We start from the raw sequence: 25,377 nt of genomic DNA, 5'->3' as shown, positions 1-25,377 counted from the left end.
TATTACATTATAAGTCTTACACCGCCTAATTCTTCTATTTTATAAGGGAATTTATCACTTGGTGATGCAATAAACATAAAGTTTACTGGAATCTTCCATTTATCAGATAGTTCATTGATAAGTTTTGGTCCAAACTCTCCTTCCATTTCGATAAAATCAATTTTTATTTCAGGATATTCACGATCTAAAAATTCAATATCTTTTTTTAATCTTTCAGAAGCAGTTTCATTAGGTTTTAGAACGGTAACAATTTTAATTCTTTTCGTGTGTTCATTTTCTTTTATATATAACATTACAATATTTAAATGTTGTAAGTCATCATTTTTTGTAAAAAAAACAAATTCTTGAATGATAATGCTATTAATAGTGTTAATAATTTTGGTATTCAAATATTTAAAAATACTTAAAATAGCTTTAAGTAAAACAATTCTTCTTAGCATAATTACAATGAACCCTATAGTTACAAGAAAATAAGGTAAAAATACTTCTACATTACTTGGCAAATCATCTTTTGGTTCCATTAGGATATTTCCAGCTAAAGCTATTAATACAGCAATAATGGCTATAATAACTCCTAACCAACTCGCTTTTTCAGGCCTTGGTAATTTAGCTCTTTTCAATTTCAGTAAAATATTTCCAAAACCAAATAATGCCATTACTGATAGAAAAGAAATAGTATACACACCTGCTAATAATTTTACATTACCATTTGTAATCCACAATACAGAAACACTAAGAATGAAAAATAATGCGATTATACGATAAGAACTTCCTTTTTTATTCTTTTTCAATAATGCATTTGGTAATATTCTATCTAAAGTCATTCGTTCCAATAAACCAGAAACTCCTACATAGCTTGTTAAAACAGCTCCACTTAATACTAAAACAGCATCAATAGCAATTAACAAAGCTATCCATTTACCTCCAACAAATAATCCCATTTCTATTAATAAGGTATTTTGAAAAGCATCACTTTGTAAAGTATCCATATTAAATATACTCAAAGCAAAAAATGCCATTAAAGGATTAATAATACTTACAACAATCCACATATTTCTTAGTGTCTTTGGGAAAACACCTTTTCTTTGTTCTTCTACAAAGTTTGCTGAACTTTCAAATCCTGAAACTCCTAACATAGATGCTGAAAAACCTAAAAAGATGGCCATAGTGATGCTACCATGAGTTGGTAAATGCCAGTTTTCAATGAATTGATCTAAACCGTTGTAAAAAAAGTAATAAAGAATAAAAAAGGTTAAGATTATTAAGGAGAATAAATGAAAAATAAAGATACCGATAGCTACTTTTGCAGATTCTGAAATACCACCTATAACCAAAGCTGCAAAAAGTCCTAATAAAACTACAGTTGCAATTAAAACGTTCATCGAAGGAAATATGTGATGTAAATAATGCATGGCTTCATTGCCTGAAATTACAGCGGTTGCCATATAAGACAATAAAGTAAGAGTAGCTGCAATTGAAGCTAGTTGTTTACTAGTTGTATTTAATAAAGCATTATATGCTCCTCCATTTAAAGGCAATGCACCTACTACTTCACCATATATTTTTCGAAATAAAAAAAGTACAAAAGCGACTATTAATAGCGTTACCCAAGCATATTGACCTGCATAAAAAATTGATAAAGCTGAGACGTATAAAACGGAAGAACTAATATCATTTCCACAAATGGCAGTTGAAGCCAATTCTCCTAGTTTCTTTACTTTAGGTTTTGACATCTTATTTTATATTATTAATTTAAATGTAACTGAACAATTTTTTTAAAAGTCCCATGATGACTTATGGACAAAGGATTATTTGAAATTGAACAGTAAGGTAGTGAATTTTTATCTTTTAAAATTGAATTTGTAGTATAATTCGTTATTTTTTTAAATTCTAAATTAGATACTAGTACTAAAGAATGAATCATTTTATTATCAATAAGTGTTTGTCCATGGAATGTTTCATTGAATAAAGAAATGGTTGCAAAATACTTTTCATCAATTATTTGCAAAGATTGAATCTCTATTTTTTTTGGATAAAATCCTCGGTTATACTTTATTCTTTGATAAGCTTTATAAGTACTTTCTTTTAAACTCCAAAGTACCCAAACCATCTCCTCTTGATTAGAAGTCTTTTGAATTAGATCTTGTTCATATGCGGTAAATAGTTTAGAAAGAAATCCTTTGCGTTTCCAATTACTTTCTATTTTAGCTATAGCCAAATCTACTACATCATTACCTATCATTTTTCTTCCAATTTAGTTTGAATAATAGCAATCGTATTTTCAATATTAAGCATTTTTTCCATTGATTCATTATCTATTTCAATCTCAAATGCTTCTTCAATATCTAAAACAATATCTACTAAATTTGCTGAATTTATATTTAGATCTGTTATAAAATCGGTTTTATCGGTTAGATTAGCAAAAGCTACTTCGTTCTTAACAAAAGGAGCTACAATAGGCTTCAACTTTTCAATTATTTCTTCTTTATTCATCATTTTTATAATACACTATATAATTTTTTAAAATTTCTTAAAGATAACACATCCATTTACATCACCAAAACCAAAACTAGCTTTAGCAATAACATTTATTGATTTCTTAATGAACTGTTGCGGAATTCTATCAGATGAAATCAATGTTTTTATTTCCTTATTTAAATCTTCACAATTAATAGTTGGAAAAATGAAATCATTATAAATTTGAAGGATTGATGCTACACATTCCATACTTCCAGAAGCTGATAAGCCGTGACCTATCATTGATTTTAATGAATTGATATAAGGAAAGTTAGTTCCTTTTCTATTTAAAGCTTTTGTCCAATTTTCAATTTCCAAAGCATCTTTTGAAGTAGCGGTTAAATGACCATTTATGACATCAATTTCAGTTGAATTTATATTTGCATCAGCCATAGCATCCATAATGCATTTTTGTACTGCTACAGAATTTGGTGAGGTCATAGTACCTCCACCTCTTTGTCCACCCGAATTTACATTTCCTCCAAGAATTTCAGCATATATTCTAACACCTCTAGCTAAAGCTGATTCTAATTCTTCTATAACCAACGCTCCTGCTCCACTTCCTGGTACAAATCCTGAAGCTGTTTCACTCATTGGCCTTGAGCCTTTTTCTGGTGACTTATTATGTTTAAAAGTGCAAACTCTCATAGCATCAAATCCACCCCAAATATAAGGTCCAGAATCGCTTGTGCTTCCCACTAACATTCGTTTGGCTTTACCTTGTTGGATTCGTTCAAAGCCCATTAAAAGGCTCTCCGTTCCTGTTGTACAAGCAGAGGAATTAGTTGTAACTTGGTTACCTAAACCTAGTTTTCCACCTAAATAAGCCGAAATACCACTTCCCATGGTTTGAGCTACAACTGTGCTTCCCAAACGTCTTGTTTGAAAATCATCAATCTTATAAATAGCTTCTCTAAATTTTTCAATTCCAGAAGTTCCTGTACCAAAAATAGTTCCACTGTTCCAATCTGGATTTTCATTGTTTTCAATGTCTAGACCAGCATCTTTCCAAGCGTCTAAACCTGCAATAACTCCATATAAAATTCCAGTTGAATTGAAATTACGCAATTCCAATTCGCTGAAATAATTTCGTTTTACTTCTTCAGAAATTAATGGTGTTCCTGCAATCTGACAAGAGAATTGTAATCTTTCTAATTCAGGGTTATGCTTTATTCCGGAATTCCCATTTTTTATGGCATTAGTAAACGCATCCAGACCTACTCCATTTGGAGCAACAATTCCTAAACCTGTTATGACAACTCTTTTTTTCAATATCAAAAATCAATTACAATTGCAATGTCAACTTTAAAAATTAATTTCAAAAGTCAATTAAAAAAATAATTTTAAACTTTCTACAAAATCATTCCTGCTAATATTCCTGTGCAAACCTCTTCTTTATTTTCATTTAGCATTTTTACCTTACATTTTAATTTGCCAAAACGATAATATATCTTTTCAGAAATAACCGTTACTTTTTCATTTGGATAGACTGGTTTTAAAAACTCTACTTCAGAAGATGTAAATCCTATATTTTTTATCTCTTTTCCTTCGTTTAAATAAATTCCTAGGCAAACTAAGCCTATTTGTGCCATGGTTTCCGTTAAAATGACACCTGGAGTAACTGGATTGTCTTTAAAATGACCTTTGTAAAAATCCAAATTAGCATCAAAAGTATATATACCTTCTACTCCATTTTCATTAATCGTAATTAGTTTGTCAACAAACAAAAATGGTTTTGAATACGGTAATTTTGATACTATTTCATTTTTTGTCATCACCATTCTAATAAAACGCGTTGTGCTGTAAAACCAGGACCAAAACTTAACATGACACCTTTTTCTCCAGCTTCGGGTTGATTATTCATAATTCTTTCTAAAACGTATAAAACAGTGGCACTCGACATGTTACCATATAATCTAAGGACTTCTTTGGTATCATTAATATTCTTTCCTAATTCAAAGAATAATTCTTCTACTAAGGTAACTATTTTTTTGCCACCAGGATGAAAAATTAAGTGTTCAATATCTTTTATTTTCAATTGATTTCTTTCCAAAAAAGGGTGCAAAATTGCTGGGAAATGTTCTTCAATTGTATCTGGAACTTCAATGTCTAAAATCATTTTCAATCCTTTATTGGTCAATTCAAAACCCATCATGTGTTCGTTATCATAAAAATGATACATAGATTCATCAAGTATTGTTGGTCCAATATCATTTTCATAAGAAGAAAGTAAAACACATGCAGCACCATCTCCAAAAATAGCTGCACTGACTATATTTGCCATTGAATAATCATCTAATTGAAATGTAGCCGTTGGACTTTCTACTGTAATTACTGCTGCACGTTTATTTGGATTGGCTTTTAAAAAATTCTTTGCGTAAATAATACCCGAAACACCACCAACACAACCCATTTCTGTAACAGGTAAACGAACAATATCTTGTTTTAGCCCCAATTTATTAATTAAGTAAGCATCTAATGAAGGAATCATGATTCCAGTACAACTAACGGTTATTATGAAATCAATAGTTTCTGGTTGCCAATTGGCCTTATTTAAAGCTTTTTGCAATACTTTTTCACCCAAAACTATCATTTCTCTGGCATAAATAGCATTTCGTTCTTCAAAAGAATGCAAAGAAAAAACTTCTTCTGGACTCATGATGGAATAGCGTTTGTCTACATTTGCTCCTTCAAATATCTTTTTTACTTTCCTTTTAAAACGATCTTCTTGGTTAACCAGCCAAACATCTAAAAAAGGTAATATATCGGCAGTCTCTCTATAGAATTTAGGAAGTTGTGTAGTAACAGTTGTTATTTTTACTGGCATTCATTATTTGTTTATCTCATTGGCAATACCAAATGATAATTTATTTTTATTTTAATCTATACAGGTTGAAGATGAAAGAATATATTTCTAATATCTTATATTACGAATAATCCATTGATAACGAAAAGCCCATTTCCAATTGATTGTATAATTTTTTAAATCATTATGTTTAGAAAAAGTTACTAATTCTTCTTTTTTAAAACCTCTAAGAATAGAGACTAATCCATCTTCTCTAGACATTTTGTTTAACCGAAATACAAAACACAAAGCTTGAAACAAACGATATGCTATGACATTTCTATGCAAATCATTAATTACTATTCCTATTTTAGCTTGTTTAACAAACAATTCTAAAAGATAATCGATTTGATTGTTTTTAAAATGATGTAAGGTTAAGGTACATAATAATATATCATATTCTATTTTACCAAATTCTTCTTCAAAAATATCTAAACATTGGTAACTAATATTGGAATATTTTGATGACAATTGTTCGGCATGATTAATCGTAAAGGCATTAGCATCTATTCCTATCAAATTAAAAATATAGTTGTTTTTTTTACCAAATTCGGCCAAAGCTCTTAACATATCACCATTTCCACAACCAACATCAACAATAGTTATTTTCTTTTCATTTGAAGAAAGTAATTGTTTTACTCCAGCTAAAGTTAGTTGGTTTCCTCCTAATACTTGGTTAATTATGGCAATTTTATCCAAAGCATCTCGCAATTCTTCTCCTTCTAGAGAAAAATCGTCCATAATTTCTTCTTCTTCTGTTCTATATTTTGTGTTTATTCGTTTCAAATATTATAACTTTCTATTTGTTTTTTTATTAATTGATTTCCCATGTGTTTTCTTGATTATCATTGGAAATAAAAAAGGGAATATTAATAAGTTTCTCATTATAATTTTAGAAAGATAGAAATTTAATACTATTTTTGATACTATTTTTCCAAAACGCAACCTATTTTTAAAAGTTTTGTTCCAATCTGAAACATATTGTATTTCTAATTGCTTTCTATTTATTACATTTTCTAAATATAAAATAACTAACTCACTAGCTATTTTTGCACTGTGAATAGCCATTGCCATTCCGTTACCACACAAAGGATGAATTAAACCAGCTGAATCTCCTATCATAAGCATATGGTTTTCAATTTTTGGTTTATTTTCAAAAGATATTTGGCTAATAGTTAATGGTTTTTCAAAGAGTAGTTTCCCATTTACAAACAAGGTTTTCAGATTTGGATTTTTAGACATTACTTGTTCATGAAAAACAGTAATATCTTTATAATTTTTAAAAGACTTATATTGAACCAAATAACAGACATTAACAGCATCATTTTCTACTTTTGAAATTCCGCAATAACCTCCTTCAAAATTATGCAGAGCCACTAAATCATTAGGAAAATCAATTTGGTAATGTGCTTTAACCGCTAGCCATGGTGACTTTTTTTTAATAAACCTACGTCCTAATCGAATATCTAAATTGGAGCGTTTCCCAAAAGCACCTAATGCTATTTTAAATGTATAATCTTGGTTTTCTTCAGTTTTAATTGTAAAAATATCATTTGAAAAAGTAACATCAGTAACATTGGTTTGAATAATAACACCTCCTAAAGCAATTACATTTTTATGCAAATGATTATCTAAAGCATAACGACTTACTCCAAATCCACCCAAAGGTAATTGAGAACCAATCGTTTTACCGTCTTGTGTAGAAAACACTGTTCTATTAATTTTTGTAGGCTGAAGGGATTCAATATTAAGATTTAAAAAATGTAAATATTCCCAAACTTCATTAGAAATAAACTCTCCACAAACTTTATGTTTAGGGAAACTATTTTTTTCAAAAAGAATAACGAAAAATCCTTGTTTTAGCAAGTGAATAGCAGCTGTTAAACCCGCTAAGCCTCCACCTATAATGCCAATTTTCGTTTGATTATTCATTAGGCTAATGTACTGTAAAATGAACTAAAATACTAGTCTTTAACCTTTGTTTAGACTATAATTTTTTCTGAAAATGAAAACCTAAAATCTTATAATCATTATTGAAATAAAATTTATGTGATCTTGGATTTTGAACATAAGTGTTTAATTCAATAGTCTCACAGTCATTATCAATAGCCCATTTTTCAATATAATTTAATAAAACATTTCCGTATCCCTTAGATTGGTGTCTACTGTCAAGAATAACATTGTCAATTTCTATTTGTTTACCACAATAAATACGAACCATTATCCATGCACAAGTAATTCCAATTAAAGTATCATTCAAATACAAGCCAAAACAAATGTAGTTATCAAATTCAAACATTTCTTTTTGACGTTTTTTAATAAGTGTGATATCAAGAAGAGGGTTTAATTGATGTAACAAATGAGTTACACTTTCTGAATTGGTATTTTCTACTAATTTTACATGCAAATTTTGATTCATTTAGTAAACAATAGTTTTTAAAAAAATAGTATAAAATTTAACATTGAATTTCTATCAAAAATAATTAATTCTGATTAAAGTCACTTTAATAAAAGGTATAAATTCTACTTAGTAATTACAATTCCATTTTTTATTTCCTCATTAGTTGGTTTTTCAAACCAAGATTCCATAAAATCAAAATCTTCTTTAGTAACTTCAAATTCAAAAGTGGCCCCCTTTTCTAGATTACGTTGTTGAACTCTTTGATAGCGAATTTCTTTGGGAATATCTAAGAAATGAATTAGAATTTCATATCTTTTTTCTTTGGCAAACTGACGAAACTTTTCTCTATGTTCGTATTTAGACAATCCTAAATCAAGAATACTATCAGTATTTATGGTTTCTAATTGATTTATTAATTCTGTAATTAAATTTTCTGAACGATTAATGCGTTCTAAAAACCATTCTAAACCATCATTATTAGTTTTATCGGGCAGAAACAAGGTTTTATTCCATTTGTCGATAGAAAATAGAATGGCATTTTTTTCTTCTTTTAATTTTGAAGCATATGTGGTTTTACCAGAACCAGTATTACCGACAATAAGATGTATCATATAATAAATTAAAATTAAAAAAGGAAGTTTTACAACTTCCCTTTTTTGATTTCCTCTACAATCTCTGGATTCAATAAAGTAGAAATATCTCCAAAATTACCTTCTTCTCCTTCTGCAATTTTACGTAATATTCTACGCATTATTTTTCCTGATCGGGTTTTTGGTAAACCACTTACAAATTGGATTTTATCCAACTTAGAGATTGGTCCAATTTTATCAGCAATTAAGTTATTAATTTCATTTCTTAGATTATCTTGATTTCTGCTTTCTCCAGATTCTTTTAAAATAACAAAACCGTATAGTGCATTTCCTTTTACATCATGAGGAAAACCAACAATAGCACTTTCAGCTACAGCTTGATGTTCATTAATAGTATCTTCAATTGGAGCAGTTCCTAAATTATGACCAGAAACAATAATAACATCATCTACTCTACCTGTAATTCTATAATACCCTACTTCATCACGTAAAGCACCGTCTCCAGTAAAGTATTTACCTGGGTAAGCTGAAAAGTAGGTTTCTTTATAACGCTCATGATCTCCCCAAATAGTTCTTGCCATTGAAGGCCATGGAAACTTAATACACAAACTACCTGTCACTTGGTTGCCTTCTATTTCATTACGCAACTCATCCATTAAAACAGGTTGTATTCCTGGTAAAGGTAAAGAGGCATAAGTTGGTTTTGTTGGTGTTACAAATGGAATTGGAGAAATCATAATTCCACCTGTTTCGGTTTGCCACCATGTATCTACTAATGGACAACGTTTTCCACCTACATGATCATTGTACCAATGCCAAGCTTCTTCATTAATAGGCTCTCCTACAGAACCAATTACTTTTAAGGTAGATAAAGGATATCCTTTTACATAATCTACACTTTCTTTTGCCAAAGCCCTAATAGCTGTTGGTGCTGTATAAAATTGTGTCACTTTGTGTTTTTCAATAACTTGCCAAAAACGGCTAAAGTCTGGATAAGATGGTACGCCTTCAAACATAACTGTAGTCGCACCATTCAATAATGGTCCATATAAAATGTAAGAATGACCTGTTATCCATCCTATATCTGCTGTACACCAGTAGACATCATTTTCTTCATAATTAAAGACATTCTTAAATGTATAAGCCGTGTAAACCATATAACCCGCAGTAGTGTGAACCATTCCTTTTGGTTTTCCTGTAGATCCTGAAGTATATAGAATAAACAAAGGATCTTCTGCATCCATTATTTCAGCCACATGATTATCAATTGCTTCATCTAAAAGTGGTTGTAACCATAAATCACGTCCTTCTTTTATTGTTATATTTTCATTTGTTCTCTTAGTTATCAAAACTTTCTCAACACAAGTACAATCTTTTAGAGCCTCATCAACAATTCCTTTTAAATTGATAGTTTTATTGCCCCTAAAACCTCCATCTGAAGTAATAACCATCTTACATTGGCTATCATTAATTCTACTAGATAATGCCGTTGAGGAGAAACCTGCAAATACAACTGAATGTATAGCTCCTATTCTGGCACAAGCCAAAACTGATACAGCTAATTCAGGGATCATAGGTAAATATATACATACACGATCTCCTTTTTTTATGCCTTGTGCTTTCAAGACATTTGCCATTTTAGCTACTTTAACATATAAATCGTTATAAGTAATATGTTGAGCTTCTTCATCAGGATTATTTGGTTCAAAAATAATAGCTGTTTTATCTCCTCTTTTGTTTAAATGACGGTCTATACAATTTTTCGCAATATTTACTTTAGCATTAGTAAACCATTTAAATTGAGCTTCTTCAATATCAAATTCGAAAACCTTGTCCCATCTTTGGTACCAACTGAAATTTTCATCGGCTATTTTATCCCAAAATTTCCTTGGTTCACGAACCGATTTCTTATACATTTTAAAATAATTCTCTAAGTCATTTATTTTGTAATAGCTCATTTTTGTGTTTTTTATTATTTGTAACGTAAATATAATAATTCTCTAACAGGAAATAAATTTTAAATTGCTAATTTAATATAGCTTACAATATAAGTATTATTTCTATTTATTCTAATAACCCTTTAACTTTATCTACTAATTTTTTTAATGAAAATGGTTTAGTTATATAATCACTTGCACCTAAAGCTAAGCCTTTTTGAATATCCGACTCTTTATTTTTAGCTGATAAAAAAATTACTTTACATTGATTTAACTTCTCATTTTTTTTAATTTGTTCTAATGTTGCATATCCATCAACATTAGGCATCATTACATCAAGAATGATAACATCAGGAATTTGATTTTCTAAAATATCTAATGCTTCTTGACCATCTCTTGCAATATAGACTTCAAAATTATTCTTTTTAAAAGTATATTCTAGTGACATAATAATATTAGGCTCATCATCAACAAGTAGTATTTTCTTCATTTTGTTTTGCCTTTTAATTATTATTTATTTTAAAAGTGTAAAAGTAAAACATGCACCTGTATTTTCATTGTTTTTTGCCCAAATTTTTCCTTGATGTAATTCTACAATTTGCTTACAAATAGCGAGCCCTAATCCACTGCCATGAGGTTTTTTTATATTCTGATTATCAGATTGATAGAACTTATCAAAAATCATTTCTGCATCTTTTAATTCAATACCTTTACCATTATCTACAACATTTATTTCATAAAAATTTGATTTGTTAAGTATTTCAATAGTAATTTTGCCTCCTACTTCAGGACAAAACTTGATTGCATTTGAAAGTAAATTTGTTACTACTTGAATAATTCTATCTTCATCATAAAAAAGAAATAAGGGTTTTTGAAAATCTAATATTACACTAATATTTTTGTTTTTTATTAACTGTTGTAAAGGTTCAATCGTTTTAGATAGCGTATTAAAGAAATCATTTTGACTAAGGTTTAGCTTTTGTTTTCCAGTTTCTAACTTTTCTAAATCTAAAATTTTATCAATTAAACGATTTAAACGATCTGATTCTGAAATAATATTATTTAGAAACTGCTTTCTTAAATCATCGGGCACATCTTCATCGTCAATTAAAATTTCGCTAGCTGCTCTTATAGCTGTAATAGGTGTACGCAACTCATGAGTAACTGTATCTAAAAAATCATCTTTTTGTCTGTCTTTTATAATTAAGTTTTCGTTAGCATGTTTTAATTGATATGTTATTTTTTTTAACTCGTTAGAAGTCTCTACTAATTTTTTATTAATTTGAATATTTTCATTAGATTCTTCTAATATTTTTAAGACTTCTGGTAAGGTAATTTTTTCTTCTTTTACTACACTTGAAATTAAAATTTTTGCAGAAGCAGTTCCAATGTGTCCTGTTAGTAAATTTTCTGCAAACTTAACTAAGCGTGCATCAGCTAACTCTTGATTTTTATCCACATTATATTTGGTATTGAAAATACTCATCGCTCTTTGTGTTCTTTCTTCTCCTAAGAATTTGACTAATACTTTTTCAATATCTCTAGTATATGCAGTTCCTTTCCATACAAAAGCATTTTCATGATTGGTACTATACTTATCAACATCAATATACATTTCTGCATAATTACGTTCACGATAATTACCTTTAAAATTTACAGAAACAGCAAAGTAAGTCATAGTATTAAATAGTAAACTCCAGAAAAAAGCATGTGCAATTGGTGATAAATAATCTAAACCAAATAAAGCTAAAGGCTTTAATAAATCAATATTAAAAATACCAGAAGCAATAAATGTATTTGTAGTATTGGTTAATCCGTAAGCATAAGGGATTAGTAAAGTGTATAAACAAACTAAAAAACCAACTATAATTCCACTTTTTGCTCCTAAACTAGAACCTCTTCTCCAAAACAGAGCTCCAAAAAAAGAGGGAGCCAATTGTCCAATAATTACAAAGGAGACTAAACCAATAGATCCCAAACTATAATCTAAAGCAAAAAAGCGATAGATCAAATAAGCTATTATAATTAATAAAAAAATACCTATTTTTCTTATTGTTACAATTTTTTTATTATTTATTTCTTGTTCTTCATTTTTTAGTCTACCTAAAAAAGTATAGGGAATTAATAAATTATTACTAAGCATAGTTGATAAACTTATACTAGAAACAATAATCATTGATATAGCCGCTGAAAAACCTCCTAGAAATACAATAATAGTTAAGAAAGTATTGTTGAAAAATTGTGGAATTAGTAAAGAATAGGTGTCTGCATTTTTTACTTCGCCATCAAATAAAACATTTCCACCCCAAGCTATTGGAAAAACAAAAAGATTGAAAATAAATAAATACAAAGGAAATATCCATAAGGCAGTTTTTATATGTTTTTCTCTATTATTTTCTACTACAGAAACATGGAATTGTCTAGGTAATAAAAAAATTGCAAATAGAGATAGCATACATAGAAAAAACCAATTCATACCGTTTTCTATGCTACCAATAGTGTTTTTTGTATTAAAGTGTTCTAAAACTGATGCTTTTTTATAAATATCACCATACCCATCAAATACAAAATAAGTTACATAAATGCCAATAATCATAAAGAAAACTAATTTGAGTATACTTTCCATAGCAACTGCAGTAATAATTCCTTTTCTTTTTTCTGAAGCATCTACATAACGAGTTCCATAATAGGAAGCAAATAAAGCTAAAGCAACAGCTACATAAGTAGTAGTATCAAATAATGCTAATGAATTTTCTGGTGTTTTGGTTACCACATGGAACGTTTCTGAAATAGCTTTTAATTGTAAGGCAATATAGGGTAAAATAGCAGCCAGACAGATTAATGTAACCAATGCTCCCAAAAAACGGCTATTTCCATAACGTAATGAAATGAAATCGGCTATACTAGAAACATTATTTAATCTTGAAATACGAATGATCTTTTGAAGAATAATTATCCAAGCAGGGATTATTATTATAGGACCAATATAAATTGTTAGATAATTTAGTCCTGAATTAGCAGCCACTCCTATACTTCCATAATAGGTCCAAGCTGTACAATATACTGCTAATGAGAAAGAATAAATATAAGGATTATTTGCCCACTTTAGATTTTCTTTTTTTTCTGCCCAATGCGCTATAAAGAATAGAAAAGTTAAGTAAACCAACAATATAGATATTAAAGTAAGACTATTCATAATATCGATTTACAATGATTAGAGAAACTAATATGGAAAAAGCCCAAATAGAAAAAACATAAATATAAAATATTGGAATGCCTAATACGGATTCACTGCTATCAAACAATAGTAACAATGGCAAATTCAAAGTTAGAAAAAGAAAAACAGTCAATACTACTAGTTTTTGTTGGTGCCTTTTTTTCATTGTGCGAGTTTATCTGTTTAAAAATACAATTAATCTTTTTAAACTTAAAAAATCGCTGTAAAAAATTTACAGCGATTTAGGATTAATAGTTTAATTCTTATTGATTAAAATATATTAATGTCCTGTAGCTTCTCCAGCTCCAGAAGGAATTCTAATGTGTTCTACAATATCTTGTACATCTTGAGGAGGTGCTTTAGTAAAACTGTTAACTGTAAAAGCAACTATAAAGTTTACAATCATTGCTATAGTCCCAAAACCTTCTGGTGAAATACCAAACCACCAACCGTCTTTCAAGCCAGCTACAGCTTCTTTTCCACCGTCAAATAAACCAAACTTGAATTTCAGCATATAGAATAGCATGAGTAATAATCCAACAATCATACCTGCTACAGCTCCTTCTTTATTCATTTTTTTATGAAAGATTCCTAAAATAATAGCAGGAAAGAAAGAAGCGGCTGCTAATCCAAAGGCAAGTGCAACGACAGCTGCTACAAAGCCTGGAGGATTAATTCCAAAATAACCAGCTATAATTACTGCAACTGTTGCAGCTCCACGAGCAGCCCATAATTCATTTTTTTCTGATATATTTGGATTAACCATTTTTTTGATTAAATCGTGTGATACAGAAGATGAGATAACTAATAATAATCCTGCAGCTGTCGATAAAGCAGCAGCCAAAGCACCAGCAGCGACTAAAGCAATAACCCAATTTGGCAATTGAGCAATTTCTGGATTAGCCAATACCATGATATCATTATCAATTGTTAATTCGCTACCTTTTAATCCTTTTGCTTCTTGAGCTGCTAAAAAAACTTCATCTTTAGATTTATCATTATAATATTGAATTTTTCCATCTCCATTTTTATCTTCATACTTTAAAAGACCCGTTTTTTCCCAATTCGTAAACCATTTAGGCATATTAGCATATTCTTTACCACTAACTGTTTCAATTAAGTTTGTTTTAGCAAATACAGCTACCGCTGGAGCCGTTGTATATAAAATTGCAATCAATAATAAAGCCCAACCAGCAGATTTACGTGCATCTCTAACTTTTTTAACTGTAAAGAAACGAACAATAACATGTGGTAATCCTGCTGTACCAACCATTAATGCTAAAGTTATAGCAAAAACATCAACCAACGATTTAGAACCATTCGTATATTCTGCAAAGCCCAACTCTGTTGACAATCCATTTAATTTATCTAGTAAATAAATATTTCCTTCACTAGTTACAGTTCCACCCATTCCTAATTGTGGAATTGGATTACCTGTCATCTGAATAGAAATAAATATTGCAGGAACCATAAATGCAAATATTAGCACACAGTATTGTGCTACTTGTGTATACGTAATTCCTTTCATCCCTCCTAAAACAGCATAAAATAAAACGATTACCATACCAATTATTACACCAGTTTCAATTTCCACTTCTAAGAACCTTGAGAATACTACTCCTACTCCACGCATTTGTCCAGCTACATAAGTAAAAGAAACTATTAAAGCACAAATGACAGCTACGGTTCTTGCTGTATTAGAATAATAACGTTCTCCAATAAAATCAGGAACCGTAAATTTTCCAAATTTTCTTAAATAAGGAGCTAATAATAAAGCTAGTAAAACATAGCCTCCTGTCCAACCCATTAAATAAACAGCTCCGTCATAACCAGCAAAAGAAATAATTCCAGCCATTGAAATAAAAGAAGCTGCAGACATCCAGTCTGCTGCTGTTGCCATTCCGTTCGCTAATGGGGAAACTCCACCACCAGCTACATAAAATTCTTTTGTTGATCCAGCACGAGACCAAATTGCAATTCCAATATATAAAGCAAATGTAACGCCTACAATAATATAGGTCCAAGTTTGTACATCCATAATAGTTTTAATTTTTTTAGTTAGTATTTATTCGTCAAAACCAAATTTCTTATCTAGTTTGTTCATCAATCGAACATAAACAAAAATCAAAATAACAAATACATAGATTGATCCTTGTTGGGCAAACCAAAATCCTAATGGAAATCCTCCGATTTTAATTTCGTTCAAAGCATCTTTGAAAATAATGCCAGCTCCATAAGAAACAGCAAACCATATACTTAATAATATTAGTAGGTATTTTAAGTTTTCTCTCCAGTAAGCTGTTGCGTGTTTTTGTTTCTCACTCATAATAAATTAGTTTAAGTTTTTATAGATAAATCATTGCTTGTAATGTTATCGTATTTACGGCATCATTTTGTGCATATTTTAAAGATTGATATTCTAAAGTTAATTTCGAATTATGGCCACTTAAATAAAAGTTAGTTCCAATTCCAAATTGAGAAGCATCATCATCCAAAGCATCAATTTGTCTTGAATCAAAAGATAAATAAGGTTGGATTTTAGTTTTTGTTTTTATAGGCAGAACATACCCCAAATGACCGTGTAATAAAGAACCTGTTTCATAAGTTGTTCCTAATCTAAAGTCTTTTCCATAATCTGTATTTTGATATAAAGCATATGCTGTTATTGCTCCTCCATTACTTCCAATTGGAGCGTCATAAAAAGCATCAACAGCAAAAATATTTACATCTTGACCACTTAAGTTGCCAGTTCCATCAGCTACTACAGCACCACTAGGATGCATAAAAAAACCAGCACCTATATTGAATACTTTTTTAGTACCCACATAAGAACCTACTTTATAGGGTAAAAAGTTACTTTCTGCATCAAGAAAAGCGTAATCAAAATAACCTGAGAATACTTTTCCTGCTTCTTTTGAACCTAATAGACGACGTCCTGTGTATGTTGCTGGACCATTATTTACTGGTATAGCCTCAAATTGCAAGTTATTCGTTTCTGCTTCATTAACTGATACCCTATATTGAAACTTACCAAAAGAACCTTTCATGTAAATACCTAAATGTCTAGCAAATTGGTCAGATAATCCTAAAGTTGCCCATGCTTGTCTTTGGTTATCCAAAGTCATGATGTTTAAAGTACTTTGATTGTTTAAACGGGAAATACCATTCCAATAATGTAAACCACCACCTATAGCATGGTCTTTTCCTAAACTGTATTGCGCCCAAACGTCATGAAAAAATAATTGAGAAGCATCACGAGTACCAGTTGGACTCATATTATCTGCATTCAAACTGTTTAAGCCAAAATGGGTTAAGATTAAGAAATCTTTACTTACCTGAGCATACATTAAAACACGTGCTCTTCGTAAACTAAAGTTTAAATCGGCTTGTTCATTGCCATTCGCATCTAAAGGTCGATCAGAATTATGTTGTGCCCAGAACTGAGCCCAAGAAATAATTCTAAAATACTTTGACCCGTCTTCATTAATTTTTACTTTTAGACCTCCTTCATAGTCAGGAGAGCCTTGTGAAAAACTCAAAACGGAAAAAAATAATGCTGTAATTAAGAGTATTTTCTTCATAATTTAAAATTTGATTTTAGTTCATTTGTACTATCAAATTTTGAAATTATTTTCTGTATTGTAAAAAAGTATATATATAACTGTTAAATAGTATAGTTAATCTTTAAAACGTTCCCATTTTATTAGCATAAATTTATCGCCTAGTTCAGTAATAATCATTCCTGCACCAGATAATTGCTCTTTGTTTTTTAAATATTCTACGAGTTCTGTGTGCTTAAATATCTTATAACTAGGATGGTAATTAGGATGTGGTGGTTTTTTAACCTTGTATTCTTTTACCCAATTGCTTATCGAAACATGCGAAACGCCTATAATGCGTTCTATCTCACGATAACTTAGTCCTTCTAAATAGAGTTGTAAAGCTTTAGTAACATAATAATCATCTATTTTTTTTCCTACTTTATTAACAGTAAAATAATACGTACAAGATTTACACAAATAGCGCTGTCTGTCTTTAATAATACCACTCTTTACTATTAAATTTCCATTGCACTTAGGGCAAGTAATAACATTCATGTATATAAATTTTGCATAAATATATTAAATTAGCAAATATATAAAGTGTTTTTAATAATTATTTGTATAAAAAATTAAATATATTTTAAAAAAAAATAGTTTTTTAAATAATTAATGCAAAAAACATTCCCTATATATTTCATCATTGAAAACAATTATACACAAAACTATCGTCTGTTAGTTATTATATTTTTTATATTAAGAATGATAACATCTACTATAAAAAAATCCGATTATAGTAGTACCTAATAATCGGATTAGTTTATTTAGAGATAATTTATTATTCTTTAATTAGTTTTTTAGATATTACTTTATCATTTGCAATAATGTTTATGACATAAACTCCGTTAGCGAAATTTGTTAAATCTATACTTATTTCTAACGAATTTTTGTATTGATTAAACAATATCATTCTGCCATCTAACGAATATACTTCATAATTTCCACTAGAAAGGTCACTAAAATTAATTTTAATTAAACCATTTGTTGGATTCGGATATACGATTAATCTGTCTTTATCAAGTAATTCAATTTTAGAGTTTTCTTTTATTTGTTCGTTAGCCATTCTGAAAGCAATAACATCACAAGGCTCTAGTACTGCCAAAAAATCGGATCCTAACTCCGCATCAAAACCAGAAGTAAATACAATTTCTTGTCCTGCTGAAAATTTATGTTCAGAACCAGTTTTTATAATTACATTACCAGATGTTGCTAAGGTGTTACCCGTTTGAACAGTAACCTTATTTTCAGGTTGATAACGTTGTTGAGCAGAATAAAAGATTCGATTAGTAATCAAAAGATTAGTAAAACATGGGTCTCGACCCACTAAAGTGTTCATGTCGTTATTATTAGGATCTAGCCAATCTTTCAACCTAGAATCTGAACCAGAAATAGAAGACCAAGCATCTCTAAACTTACCATATCTATCAATTCCATCAATTTTATCACAAGCAGATGTTCCATAAGATAACCAACCAATAATCCTGTCATTACTGTCTTCAAAAAGAGGAGAACCAGAAGAACCACCTGCTGTAGGAGCATTATTTATATCCCATTCTACTCTCCAAAAATTAGGATTAGTATTTGACTTAAAAGTCCCTAAAGATATTTTCTTAGGCTTTCCTTCAGGATGATGAATTCCCATTAGTTGATCTGGTAAATCATTGCGATTACTTCTATTCCATCCCGATAAATGAACATTATAGTCTGGTGGTGGAAATGTGTTTAATTCTAACAAAAACATATCAAAAACAGAACGTTTTGCTCTTTGAGAGCCACCTGATAAGGTATAATTATATTGACTTGAATTATTGCTAGTACAAGTTGAATTTTGATAATTAAAATAGAAAATAGCGGTAGACAAATCTGCATTTTTACCACAATGATTTGCGGTTAAAACATAAGGTTTTATATTATTTGCAGATACATCTTGGTTCACTAATGCACAAGAACATATATAATAACCTTCGTCTTTAGTGTCATAAAACAGCCATTTCATTACTGATCTTTCCACTTCAATATTACTTACACAATGTACATTCTCATAACAATCTGAACTTTTTTTAGCATCTCCAAATAACGGTCGATATATCTTTGAAATTCTATTCATTTGAATTTTAGGAATATCATTTATTTCTACTGGTTGATTGTATTCTAAGATTAACTTTTCACCAGAAATTGGTTGTATAGAAAATTTTCTATCTATTTGATTATTGTTGGCAGTAAAGGCACCCAAAAGTATCGTTTTATCCTCATTATATGCATATAATTTACCTCCATTAGGCAAATAAAATTCGCTAAAATCAATCCCCAATCCTAAAGTGTTCTTTACTTCTACTAAAAGACGATACACTACTATTCCATTTGCTGATGTAAATTTACTCGAACTTTCTATAAAGTCTATTCTCACTTGTTCGGCTACTCCTACATCATATAGTGAATCATTTACTGAGTTAATTTCTGATGGATCAAAAGTATATGAAAAAGCAGGCACATTTAGTAAGTTAAAAACATTCAAATCAAAACTTTCCGGTGTTCCACCTTCTTGCACTTGTGCAAAAATACTTCCTGATATAAAGATATTTATTAAATATATTATTATTTTTATATTTCTCATAATTTAAATTTTAAAGATTAAACCATGAATCTATTTGCCAGCCATTTTAGCTTCTAAAGCTTCAATTCGTTTATTTTGCTCAATAATATAGAGGGTTAACTCTTCTATTTTCTCTTGTTGAATTCTTGCCATTTCTCCTAAACTAACTCCTTCTTCCTCTACTTGTTTTGCAGAAGGAACATTAGGCAAATGCTTGTTTTTAACAATGAAATTTTCAACTTCGGCTAAAGATTTTAAATTGTAATCATTAGCAAAAACATAATCTGCCCAACCAGTTCTTACTCTTACTTCTTCTGTAAGAATACCACCTTTTACATAAAGTTTGTAAGCACTTAGATTTGCAGAACCTATTGCTGTAGGTGTATTTTCTGTTCCTATTCCAACTCTACCATCATCCTTTAATAGCATGTAATAATTGCCTCCACCACCTGTAACAGGATTCCAAGGTTGCCAAAAGTTTAAACCTTTATTAGGCACATATTCTATTCCCCATCTACCGTTTGGGTAGGCTGCATTAGCTATATTATCACTAAAACAAATCATAGGTCCTCCCGCTCCATTAGCTCCAGAAACCATCATTGCTCCATCATGAACTTGAAACTTAGTAAAAGTATTAGAAGGTTGGTTAATACCAACTGTTAGATTACCATTTTCAATGTATTCATTTCCATTAACATGTAGTCTTTGTGAAGGAGATGTTGTTCCTATTCCTGTATTACCATTTGTTTTTACTACTACTTTTGTAGAAAAATTATTACCTATGGTTTTTTGTCTAATATGAAAAATATTTTCATTTATAGTTGATGGTCCAGGATCTGGATAAAGTGCAGGTATTGGGTAAGTTAATCTAAATCCAGATTCATTTTGATACATAAAATCAGTATTCAAAGAGATATCTAACTTAGCTTTTGGAGGATTTAATCCAATTCCTACGCTACCGTCTGTCCAATATAAATTACTTCCATTTGTAATGAACTGTCCGTGAGTCACATTTAAGGTGAATAAACTAATTCCTAGAATAAAGAGCATTAAAGATCTATTTGATGCTTTAATTAGTAAAAAGGTTTTGTTAATTTTTTTCATAATTATTAATTTAAATAAAATCCCTACTCTATTTATTGGTTTTTCGGGTTACACCTTTAGTTGATTTATTTAAAAGTGTATAGTATTAAAATTTATTACCCAAAAAAGTGGAGAAAAATAAAACCCATCAAGTAGTTACTTTTGCTAGGTTAGATAAACAATTATGAAGAATGATTTTTATTTAAAAAATAACTTTCGTTTGTACCATAAAAAGCACAAGATTATTATTGTAATAAGCACAATAATACTACCATATAGATATGGATTTTTTTCTGAAATAGTAATAGCCTTTGTACTGCCAGTAAGAGTAAATGAAGCCCAATAATAAGGTAATACTTCTGAATATTGGTGTTCTCTTAAATAAGTAACTTTAGCAAACTGTAAAGCTTTGGCTTTTGATTTTCCTTGTTCTAATTCGCTATAAAAGGTTTTTATTATTTCATTGCCTGCTTTTTCGTTTACATTCCACAAAGAAGCCAATACACTTTTTGAACCGTTATAAAAAAAGCCTCTTGATAAACTGAGGATGCCTTCACCAGAAGCAAAAATACCATCATTAGTCTTACAAGCGTCTAAAATAATCAACTCGGCCTGACTATTTATACCATAGAGTTCATCAAGTGTTACTTTATTTTTTTGAAAAGAGATCCAAGGAGCTTCTGTTACACTATCAAATCCTGCGTGTGTATTCAAATGAATAATCTCATAGTCACTACTATACTTATAAAAGTTTTCTTTTGTAGCTTGTTTTTCAATAAGAATAGTAGCCAATTTATAATTTTCTAAAGTTTGTATGGCTTCTTTGGAACGTACTAATTCTTGAAGTTTATTATCTTCAAATTGGTAAGGTGCTATGGCTAATAGCTTATGTTTAGGTTGATTTTTCTTTTGTTTTATCTTTTCGAAAACTGAGAAGGATTGCAAATAAGATATAGCTGTTCTATTTATCAAATAACTCTCAGAAAGTGAACCAGTAGTTGAAACAGGTAAGGCTTCAAAAGGTAGGTTTAGCAAAGTATCATCAGGAACAATAATTATTTTTTTATTGGTAATCTTTGCTAGTGCTTCTTTAAAAGGAAATAATGAAATAAAAGCGTCTTGACCTAATTGTTTGAAATGTGTTACTTCATTTTTACTCAAAAGAGGTTGTTTCATATAGCTTTTTAAGACCAATAGATTATCCTGAAATGCAGGTACATTATCAACTTTAAAAAATATTTTTTCTTTATCTGAACAAAAAATACCAAATCCCTCTTTTTCATTTAGTATATAGGTTACAAAACAAAGAGATGCATTTGTATTAGCTGTGATAACTTTACTCAAAGAAATGGTTTCTATATTTTTTTTTAATTGTACATATTTAGGATATATTTTTTCAATAGAGTCTATAAAAGTCTCAAATTCCTTATTTTTTTCTGCATATTTTTGTTTTAAGTTTACGTCATTAGAATGTTGCTGAAATTGCTTTTCTAAAGCGAGTAATTCATAATGTAGCTTATATTCTTTTTCTTGTAATTGCTTAGGAATCTCAAATGCCAATTTAGCTTGTATTGTTCTTATATTTTCTTGCAATAATAAAGCCTTATTTTTCTCCATAAAATAAAATGCTTCATCAGGTAGCTTTAATAGATAGCATACTTCTACAGCTAGTAAATACGTATTAACTCCTTTCTCTATCCAAAATAATTTAGATTGCTCAGCATTACTTTCATATCGCATAAGAGAAACTAATTCATCAATACGATATAAAGTCTCTTTGGCTTGTAATAAATATTTTTTGTCTTTATCTTCTTTAAATGCTTCAACATAATGATAAGCTAAATCAACTAAGTATATTAAAATATCTTGTTGATAGCCCGATCTTCTAATATTCTCTAAAGAAGGAACTGTGAATTTATTTTGTTTATTTTCTAAAAGTATTTGAATGGCCTTTTGAAAATAAGGTATCTTCATTTGAACTGAAGAGTCATTTAAAAAATACCCCATATTATCATAAGCAGTAGCTATTTGCTTTACATCCTCAGATTTAGCGATAACTTCTTTATAACAATCAATAGCTTCAATGTATTTACCTTGTTTAGCATATAAAAAACCTATATTATTTAAAACACTAAATCGACTTGCATCTTCTTGTAAGGTATAATATTTTTTAACCTTTTTATACAATCGCAATGCTATATCAAAATTTCCAAAAGCATCATATACAATGGCTAAATTATTATAAGCTGTATATAAAAGAGTCTTATTTAATCCAGTTGAATTGAACTCACTTTCAATTATTTTTTGGTGCTTTTTTATAATTTCTAAGTCAAATTGCTTTCTTGGTTTAAAAACATTCTCATACATTTTACCATAAATACCTATAATTGCTGCTCGTAACTGTATTTCTTTATCAATTTCATTATACTTTGTCAGTAATACATTTAACCGACTTAATCCTGAATAAAAATCTCCTTTATTGGATTCTATAACAGCACAGTCAATACTAGCATTAAAAGTATATTTATCTGTACCCTCATCATCAATAATATCTTGTAAAATTTGATAACGTTCCTTTTCTAAACCTTCATACGAATAAATCCATGCTAGATTATTTCTTGTTTTATTAAGCACTTCTAGTGCATCAATTTTAAACTTTTTTTGAATTTGAATAGCTTTCTTTAAATAAATAATTGCTTTAGAATTGTCATTATTCTTATAATATTGCTTTCCAATAGTAGCATAAAGAATACCCATTTCAGGAGATATTGTAGTCTCATTTTGTTTAGAAAGTAAAATAAGTAATTGCTGAAGTTTTATTGAATTATCTGTTTGTTTTTCTAGACTTTCCATTTGTAAAATTAATTCTATCTCTTGCGCTAATTTATTTTGTGCAAATAAACTGCAAGTAAAAAGAAAAAAGATACAGTAATTTTTTTTTAGGACAGATAACATGGATTATTTTTTTGCCATGTAATGTATGAAAAAACAAGCAAAACTAATTAGTATTTTAATTTATCTGTTAAATTTTGCTTGTTTTTTTATGAAGTAATTTAAGGTAAAATAATTTTATTATATTTTACTTTTTTGAGAGTATCAAAACTTAGAGGACAATTGATACCTGAATTTATCAATTGAGTTTTTAACTCATTAGAATTATAGCTTGGATTTGAGTTTTTAATTCTAGCAACAACAGCAGTTACTACTGGTGCAGCAAAAGATGTACCTTGCATTTCATAGCCTAAAAAAGGGATGTTCTCTCCTTTTGCAAAAACATCAACACTTTCATTACCATAATTTGAAAACCAAGCTATGTTAGAGGCATCAAAATACGCATCTGAAGTTACTAATTTGTTGGAAGCAGCAACAGCGATTATATTATCGTGAACATAACCAGAAGGATAATGTGCATAATAATCATTATTACTTTCTAAATTTCCTGCAGATGTAATGATTAAAGCATTAGGATTTGCTTCAATTAAAGTAGACATAATAGTATTCAGGAAGTCTCCAAAACCATCATCATACCAACCCAAACTCATTTGTAATATTTCAGCATGTTCTAAACCAAAACTTGTAGCACATAAAAAATTAAAATAACTTGCTCTTCCATATTCATTACATACTTTTAAAGGCATTATTTGATGAGGTACAGTAGGAACGCTTTCATTCAAAATTTTTGTTATGATTGACGAAACAACAGTACCATGTCTTCCATTGTTGTCATCAAAACAATTATTATCATCATTTACAAAATCCCAACCCGATTCAATAAGTGCATTCCCATCATCAGAAGCATTGTATAAAAATGGAGCTGTAAATACCGGACTAGTGTCTTCTCCTATTGTAGGAGCAATTCCAGTATCAAGAACTGCAATTGTTACACCATTATTTATTGGTTTTACATAAGGCATATAACTGTAATCTGTTATAGTACCTAAATTTGGATTACTCAAATCTACTCCAAAAGTAAACTCATAATCTACATCTACAATAGCTTCAACTCCACCACCACTTCCTTGTTCTATTGCAGTTTTCTTAGGTTCAATATCAATTCCATTTCCAAAAAACCATAATTCAATACTATCATCATTACAGTGGGCACATAACTCATAAGAGGTAGTGCCAAACATATCTCTTAAGTCATTTTTTACAGAATCTGATGTTCCTGGAGCATATTGAACAATAAGCTTATCTTTTGCATAAACAGGCATATTACGTCTGCTTATATTTCTATTTTCGCTATTATACTTGCCTACTAAAAGATCTTTGTTGGTATTCACTTCTTCTTCAAAATTATTTTCTTGTGTACAAGAAAAAATAAGGCTTGTTAGAACAAAAAGAAGGCTACATTTTTTTATTTTTTTCATTTTTATTTGTTTTTAATTCTTCTTTAGAGTGTTACTTTTTAGCATTTATTACCCATTATTATTTGAAAAAATAGAATCAAAGACATATTATTTAGATTATTTTAAAGAAGTAACTATTTCATATTTATTTAAACAACAATTACAATGTGAAATATTTATGTAATTTTACTCCAATTAAATTATTTTAAAGTTAATAAATAAATTATTTTTATACAATCACTTTAA

21 protein-coding genes are annotated in these 25,377 nt (G+C 29.4%); all 21 read right to left on the bottom strand.

Annotation, left to right across the window (positions count from 1 at the left end; translation table 11 throughout):
- Positions 1 to 2 precede the first annotated feature (2 nt).
- The 21 genes from FIA58_RS08940 to FIA58_RS08840 all read right to left on the bottom strand — a co-directional run bounded on the left by FIA58_RS08940 (position 3) and on the right by FIA58_RS08840 (position 25,152).
- A complete protein-coding gene (locus FIA58_RS08940) occupies positions 3 to 1,733 on the bottom strand; it encodes an APC family permease (protein ID WP_140962140.1) in 1,731 nt (576 codons plus the stop codon).
- Positions 1,734 to 1,747: 14 nt separating this feature from the next.
- Entirely contained in the window at positions 1,748 to 2,242 is a 495-nt protein-coding gene (locus FIA58_RS08935) for a 4'-phosphopantetheinyl transferase family protein (protein ID WP_140962139.1), read from the bottom strand.
- On the bottom strand, positions 2,239 to 2,493 hold the full coding sequence (locus FIA58_RS08930; protein WP_140962349.1) for an acyl carrier protein: 255 nt from the start codon (positions 2,491 to 2,493) through the stop codon (positions 2,239 to 2,241). Before FIA58_RS08930 ends, FIA58_RS08935 begins: the two co-directional genes overlap by 4 nt.
- Before the next feature lie 27 nt (positions 2,494 to 2,520).
- Positions 2,521 to 3,789: a beta-ketoacyl-[acyl-carrier-protein] synthase family protein gene (locus tag FIA58_RS08925; RefSeq protein WP_140962138.1), complete on the bottom strand. Its 1,269-nt coding sequence runs from the start codon at positions 3,787 to 3,789 to the stop codon at positions 2,521 to 2,523.
- Between the two features lie 80 nt (positions 3,790 to 3,869).
- Positions 3,870 to 4,292: a 3-hydroxyacyl-ACP dehydratase FabZ family protein gene (locus FIA58_RS08920; RefSeq protein WP_140962137.1), complete on the bottom strand. Its 423-nt coding sequence runs from the start codon at positions 4,290 to 4,292 to the stop codon at positions 3,870 to 3,872.
- Positions 4,292 to 5,344, bottom strand: a complete 1,053-nt coding sequence (locus FIA58_RS08915; protein WP_140962136.1) for a type III polyketide synthase — start codon at positions 5,342 to 5,344, stop codon at positions 4,292 to 4,294. Before FIA58_RS08915 ends, FIA58_RS08920 begins: the two co-directional genes overlap by 1 nt.
- Positions 5,345 to 5,431: 87 nt before the next feature.
- The gene (locus FIA58_RS08910; protein WP_140962348.1) at positions 5,432 to 6,103 is read right to left on the bottom strand and encodes a methyltransferase domain-containing protein; all 672 of its coding nucleotides are present in this window, start codon (positions 6,101 to 6,103) and stop codon (positions 5,432 to 5,434) included.
- Positions 6,104 to 6,151: 48 nt separating this feature from the next.
- Entirely contained in the window at positions 6,152 to 7,294 is a 1,143-nt protein-coding gene (locus tag FIA58_RS08905) for an NAD(P)/FAD-dependent oxidoreductase (RefSeq protein WP_140962135.1), read from the bottom strand.
- A gap of 55 nt (positions 7,295 to 7,349) precedes the next feature.
- Complete coding sequence (locus FIA58_RS08900) at positions 7,350 to 7,781, bottom strand: GNAT family N-acetyltransferase (RefSeq protein ID WP_140962134.1); 432 nt, start codon at positions 7,779 to 7,781, stop codon at positions 7,350 to 7,352.
- Positions 7,782 to 7,885: 104 nt separating this feature from the next.
- Entirely contained in the window at positions 7,886 to 8,374 is a 489-nt protein-coding gene (locus FIA58_RS08895; RefSeq protein ID WP_140962133.1) for an AAA family ATPase, read from the bottom strand.
- Between the two features lie 29 nt (positions 8,375 to 8,403).
- Entirely contained in the window at positions 8,404 to 10,311 is a 1,908-nt protein-coding gene (acs, locus tag FIA58_RS08890; RefSeq protein WP_140962132.1) for an acetate--CoA ligase, read from the bottom strand.
- A gap of 106 nt (positions 10,312 to 10,417) precedes the next feature.
- Positions 10,418 to 10,780: a response regulator transcription factor gene (locus FIA58_RS08885; RefSeq protein ID WP_140962131.1), complete on the bottom strand. Its 363-nt coding sequence runs from the start codon at positions 10,778 to 10,780 to the stop codon at positions 10,418 to 10,420.
- Positions 10,781 to 10,804: 24 nt separating this feature from the next.
- The gene (locus FIA58_RS08880; RefSeq protein ID WP_140962130.1) at positions 10,805 to 13,486 is read right to left on the bottom strand and encodes an ATP-binding protein; all 2,682 of its coding nucleotides are present in this window, start codon (positions 13,484 to 13,486) and stop codon (positions 10,805 to 10,807) included.
- A 301-nt stretch (positions 13,487 to 13,787) separates the two neighbouring features.
- Positions 13,788 to 15,545: a sodium:solute symporter family protein gene (locus FIA58_RS08875; protein ID WP_140962128.1), complete on the bottom strand. Its 1,758-nt coding sequence runs from the start codon at positions 15,543 to 15,545 to the stop codon at positions 13,788 to 13,790.
- 27 nt (positions 15,546 to 15,572) lie between these two features.
- Positions 15,573 to 15,833, bottom strand: coding sequence for a DUF4212 domain-containing protein (locus FIA58_RS08870; RefSeq protein ID WP_140962127.1), 261 nt, complete (start codon positions 15,831 to 15,833; stop codon positions 15,573 to 15,575).
- 19 nt (positions 15,834 to 15,852) lie between these two features.
- The gene (locus FIA58_RS08865) at positions 15,853 to 17,088 is read right to left on the bottom strand and encodes a hypothetical protein (protein WP_140962126.1); all 1,236 of its coding nucleotides are present in this window, start codon (positions 17,086 to 17,088) and stop codon (positions 15,853 to 15,855) included.
- 96 nt (positions 17,089 to 17,184) lie between these two features.
- A complete protein-coding gene (locus FIA58_RS08860; protein WP_140962125.1) occupies positions 17,185 to 17,604 on the bottom strand; it encodes an IS1/IS1595 family N-terminal zinc-binding domain-containing protein in 420 nt (139 codons plus the stop codon).
- A gap of 280 nt (positions 17,605 to 17,884) precedes the next feature.
- On the bottom strand, positions 17,885 to 19,720 hold the full coding sequence (locus FIA58_RS08855; RefSeq protein WP_140962124.1) for a T9SS type A sorting domain-containing protein: 1,836 nt from the start codon (positions 19,718 to 19,720) through the stop codon (positions 17,885 to 17,887).
- Positions 19,721 to 19,750: 30 nt separating this feature from the next.
- Positions 19,751 to 20,803 (bottom strand): hypothetical protein, encoded by a 1,053-nt coding sequence (locus FIA58_RS08850; protein WP_140962123.1) that lies wholly within the window; start codon positions 20,801 to 20,803, stop codon positions 19,751 to 19,753.
- Positions 20,804 to 20,980: 177 nt separating this feature from the next.
- Entirely contained in the window at positions 20,981 to 23,635 is a 2,655-nt protein-coding gene (locus tag FIA58_RS08845; RefSeq protein ID WP_165928885.1) for a CHAT domain-containing protein, read from the bottom strand.
- Positions 23,636 to 23,835: 200 nt separating this feature from the next.
- Positions 23,836 to 25,152: a S8 family peptidase gene (locus FIA58_RS08840; protein ID WP_140962121.1), complete on the bottom strand. Its 1,317-nt coding sequence runs from the start codon at positions 25,150 to 25,152 to the stop codon at positions 23,836 to 23,838.
- Between the last annotated feature and the right edge of the window lie 225 nt (positions 25,153 to 25,377).

Source organism: Flavobacterium jejuense (assembly GCF_006491595.2).
Taxonomy (GTDB): domain Bacteria; phylum Bacteroidota; class Bacteroidia; order Flavobacteriales; family Flavobacteriaceae; genus Flavobacterium; species Flavobacterium jejuense.
This window is presented reverse-complemented; position numbering and strand designations above follow the sequence as displayed.

Excerpts from the sequence above, each read along its gene's own strand:
- FIA58_RS08930 (WP_140962349.1), bottom strand. The coding sequence starts at position 2,493 with ATGAATAAAGAAGAAATAATTGAAAAGTTGAAGCCTATTGTAGCTCCT.
- FIA58_RS08845 (WP_165928885.1), bottom strand. The coding sequence starts at position 23,635 with ATGGAAAGTCTAGAAAAACAAACAGATAATTCAATAAAACTTCAGCAA.
- FIA58_RS08875 (WP_140962128.1), bottom strand. The coding sequence starts at position 15,545 with ATGGATGTACAAACTTGGACCTATATTATTGTAGGCGTTACATTTGCT.
- FIA58_RS08920 (WP_140962137.1), bottom strand. The coding sequence starts at position 4,292 with ATGACAAAAAATGAAATAGTATCAAAATTACCGTATTCAAAACCATTT.
- FIA58_RS08855 (WP_140962124.1), bottom strand. The coding sequence starts at position 19,720 with ATGAGAAATATAAAAATAATAATATATTTAATAAATATCTTTATATCA.
- FIA58_RS08905 (WP_140962135.1), bottom strand. The coding sequence starts at position 7,294 with ATGAATAATCAAACGAAAATTGGCATTATAGGTGGAGGCTTAGCGGGT.
- FIA58_RS08910 (WP_140962348.1), bottom strand. The coding sequence starts at position 6,103 with ATGGACGATTTTTCTCTAGAAGGAGAAGAATTGCGAGATGCTTTGGAT.
- FIA58_RS08840 (WP_140962121.1), bottom strand. The coding sequence starts at position 25,152 with ATGAAAAAAATAAAAAAATGTAGCCTTCTTTTTGTTCTAACAAGCCTT.
- FIA58_RS08880 (WP_140962130.1), bottom strand. The coding sequence starts at position 13,486 with ATGAATAGTCTTACTTTAATATCTATATTGTTGGTTTACTTAACTTTT.
- FIA58_RS08860 (WP_140962125.1), bottom strand. The coding sequence starts at position 17,604 with ATGAATGTTATTACTTGCCCTAAGTGCAATGGAAATTTAATAGTAAAG.
- FIA58_RS08850 (WP_140962123.1), bottom strand. The coding sequence starts at position 20,803 with ATGAAAAAAATTAACAAAACCTTTTTACTAATTAAAGCATCAAATAGA.
- FIA58_RS08940 (WP_140962140.1), bottom strand. The coding sequence starts at position 1,733 with ATGTCAAAACCTAAAGTAAAGAAACTAGGAGAATTGGCTTCAACTGCC.
- FIA58_RS08885 (WP_140962131.1), bottom strand. The coding sequence starts at position 10,780 with ATGAAGAAAATACTACTTGTTGATGATGAGCCTAATATTATTATGTCA.
- FIA58_RS08915 (WP_140962136.1), bottom strand. The coding sequence starts at position 5,344 with ATGCCAGTAAAAATAACAACTGTTACTACACAACTTCCTAAATTCTAT.
- FIA58_RS08895 (WP_140962133.1), bottom strand. The coding sequence starts at position 8,374 with ATGATACATCTTATTGTCGGTAATACTGGTTCTGGTAAAACCACATAT.
- acs (WP_140962132.1), bottom strand. The coding sequence starts at position 10,311 with ATGAGCTATTACAAAATAAATGACTTAGAGAATTATTTTAAAATGTAT.
- FIA58_RS08935 (WP_140962139.1), bottom strand. The coding sequence starts at position 2,242 with ATGATAGGTAATGATGTAGTAGATTTGGCTATAGCTAAAATAGAAAGT.
- FIA58_RS08865 (WP_140962126.1), bottom strand. The coding sequence starts at position 17,088 with ATGAAGAAAATACTCTTAATTACAGCATTATTTTTTTCCGTTTTGAGT.
- FIA58_RS08870 (WP_140962127.1), bottom strand. The coding sequence starts at position 15,833 with ATGAGTGAGAAACAAAAACACGCAACAGCTTACTGGAGAGAAAACTTA.
- FIA58_RS08900 (WP_140962134.1), bottom strand. The coding sequence starts at position 7,781 with ATGAATCAAAATTTGCATGTAAAATTAGTAGAAAATACCAATTCAGAA.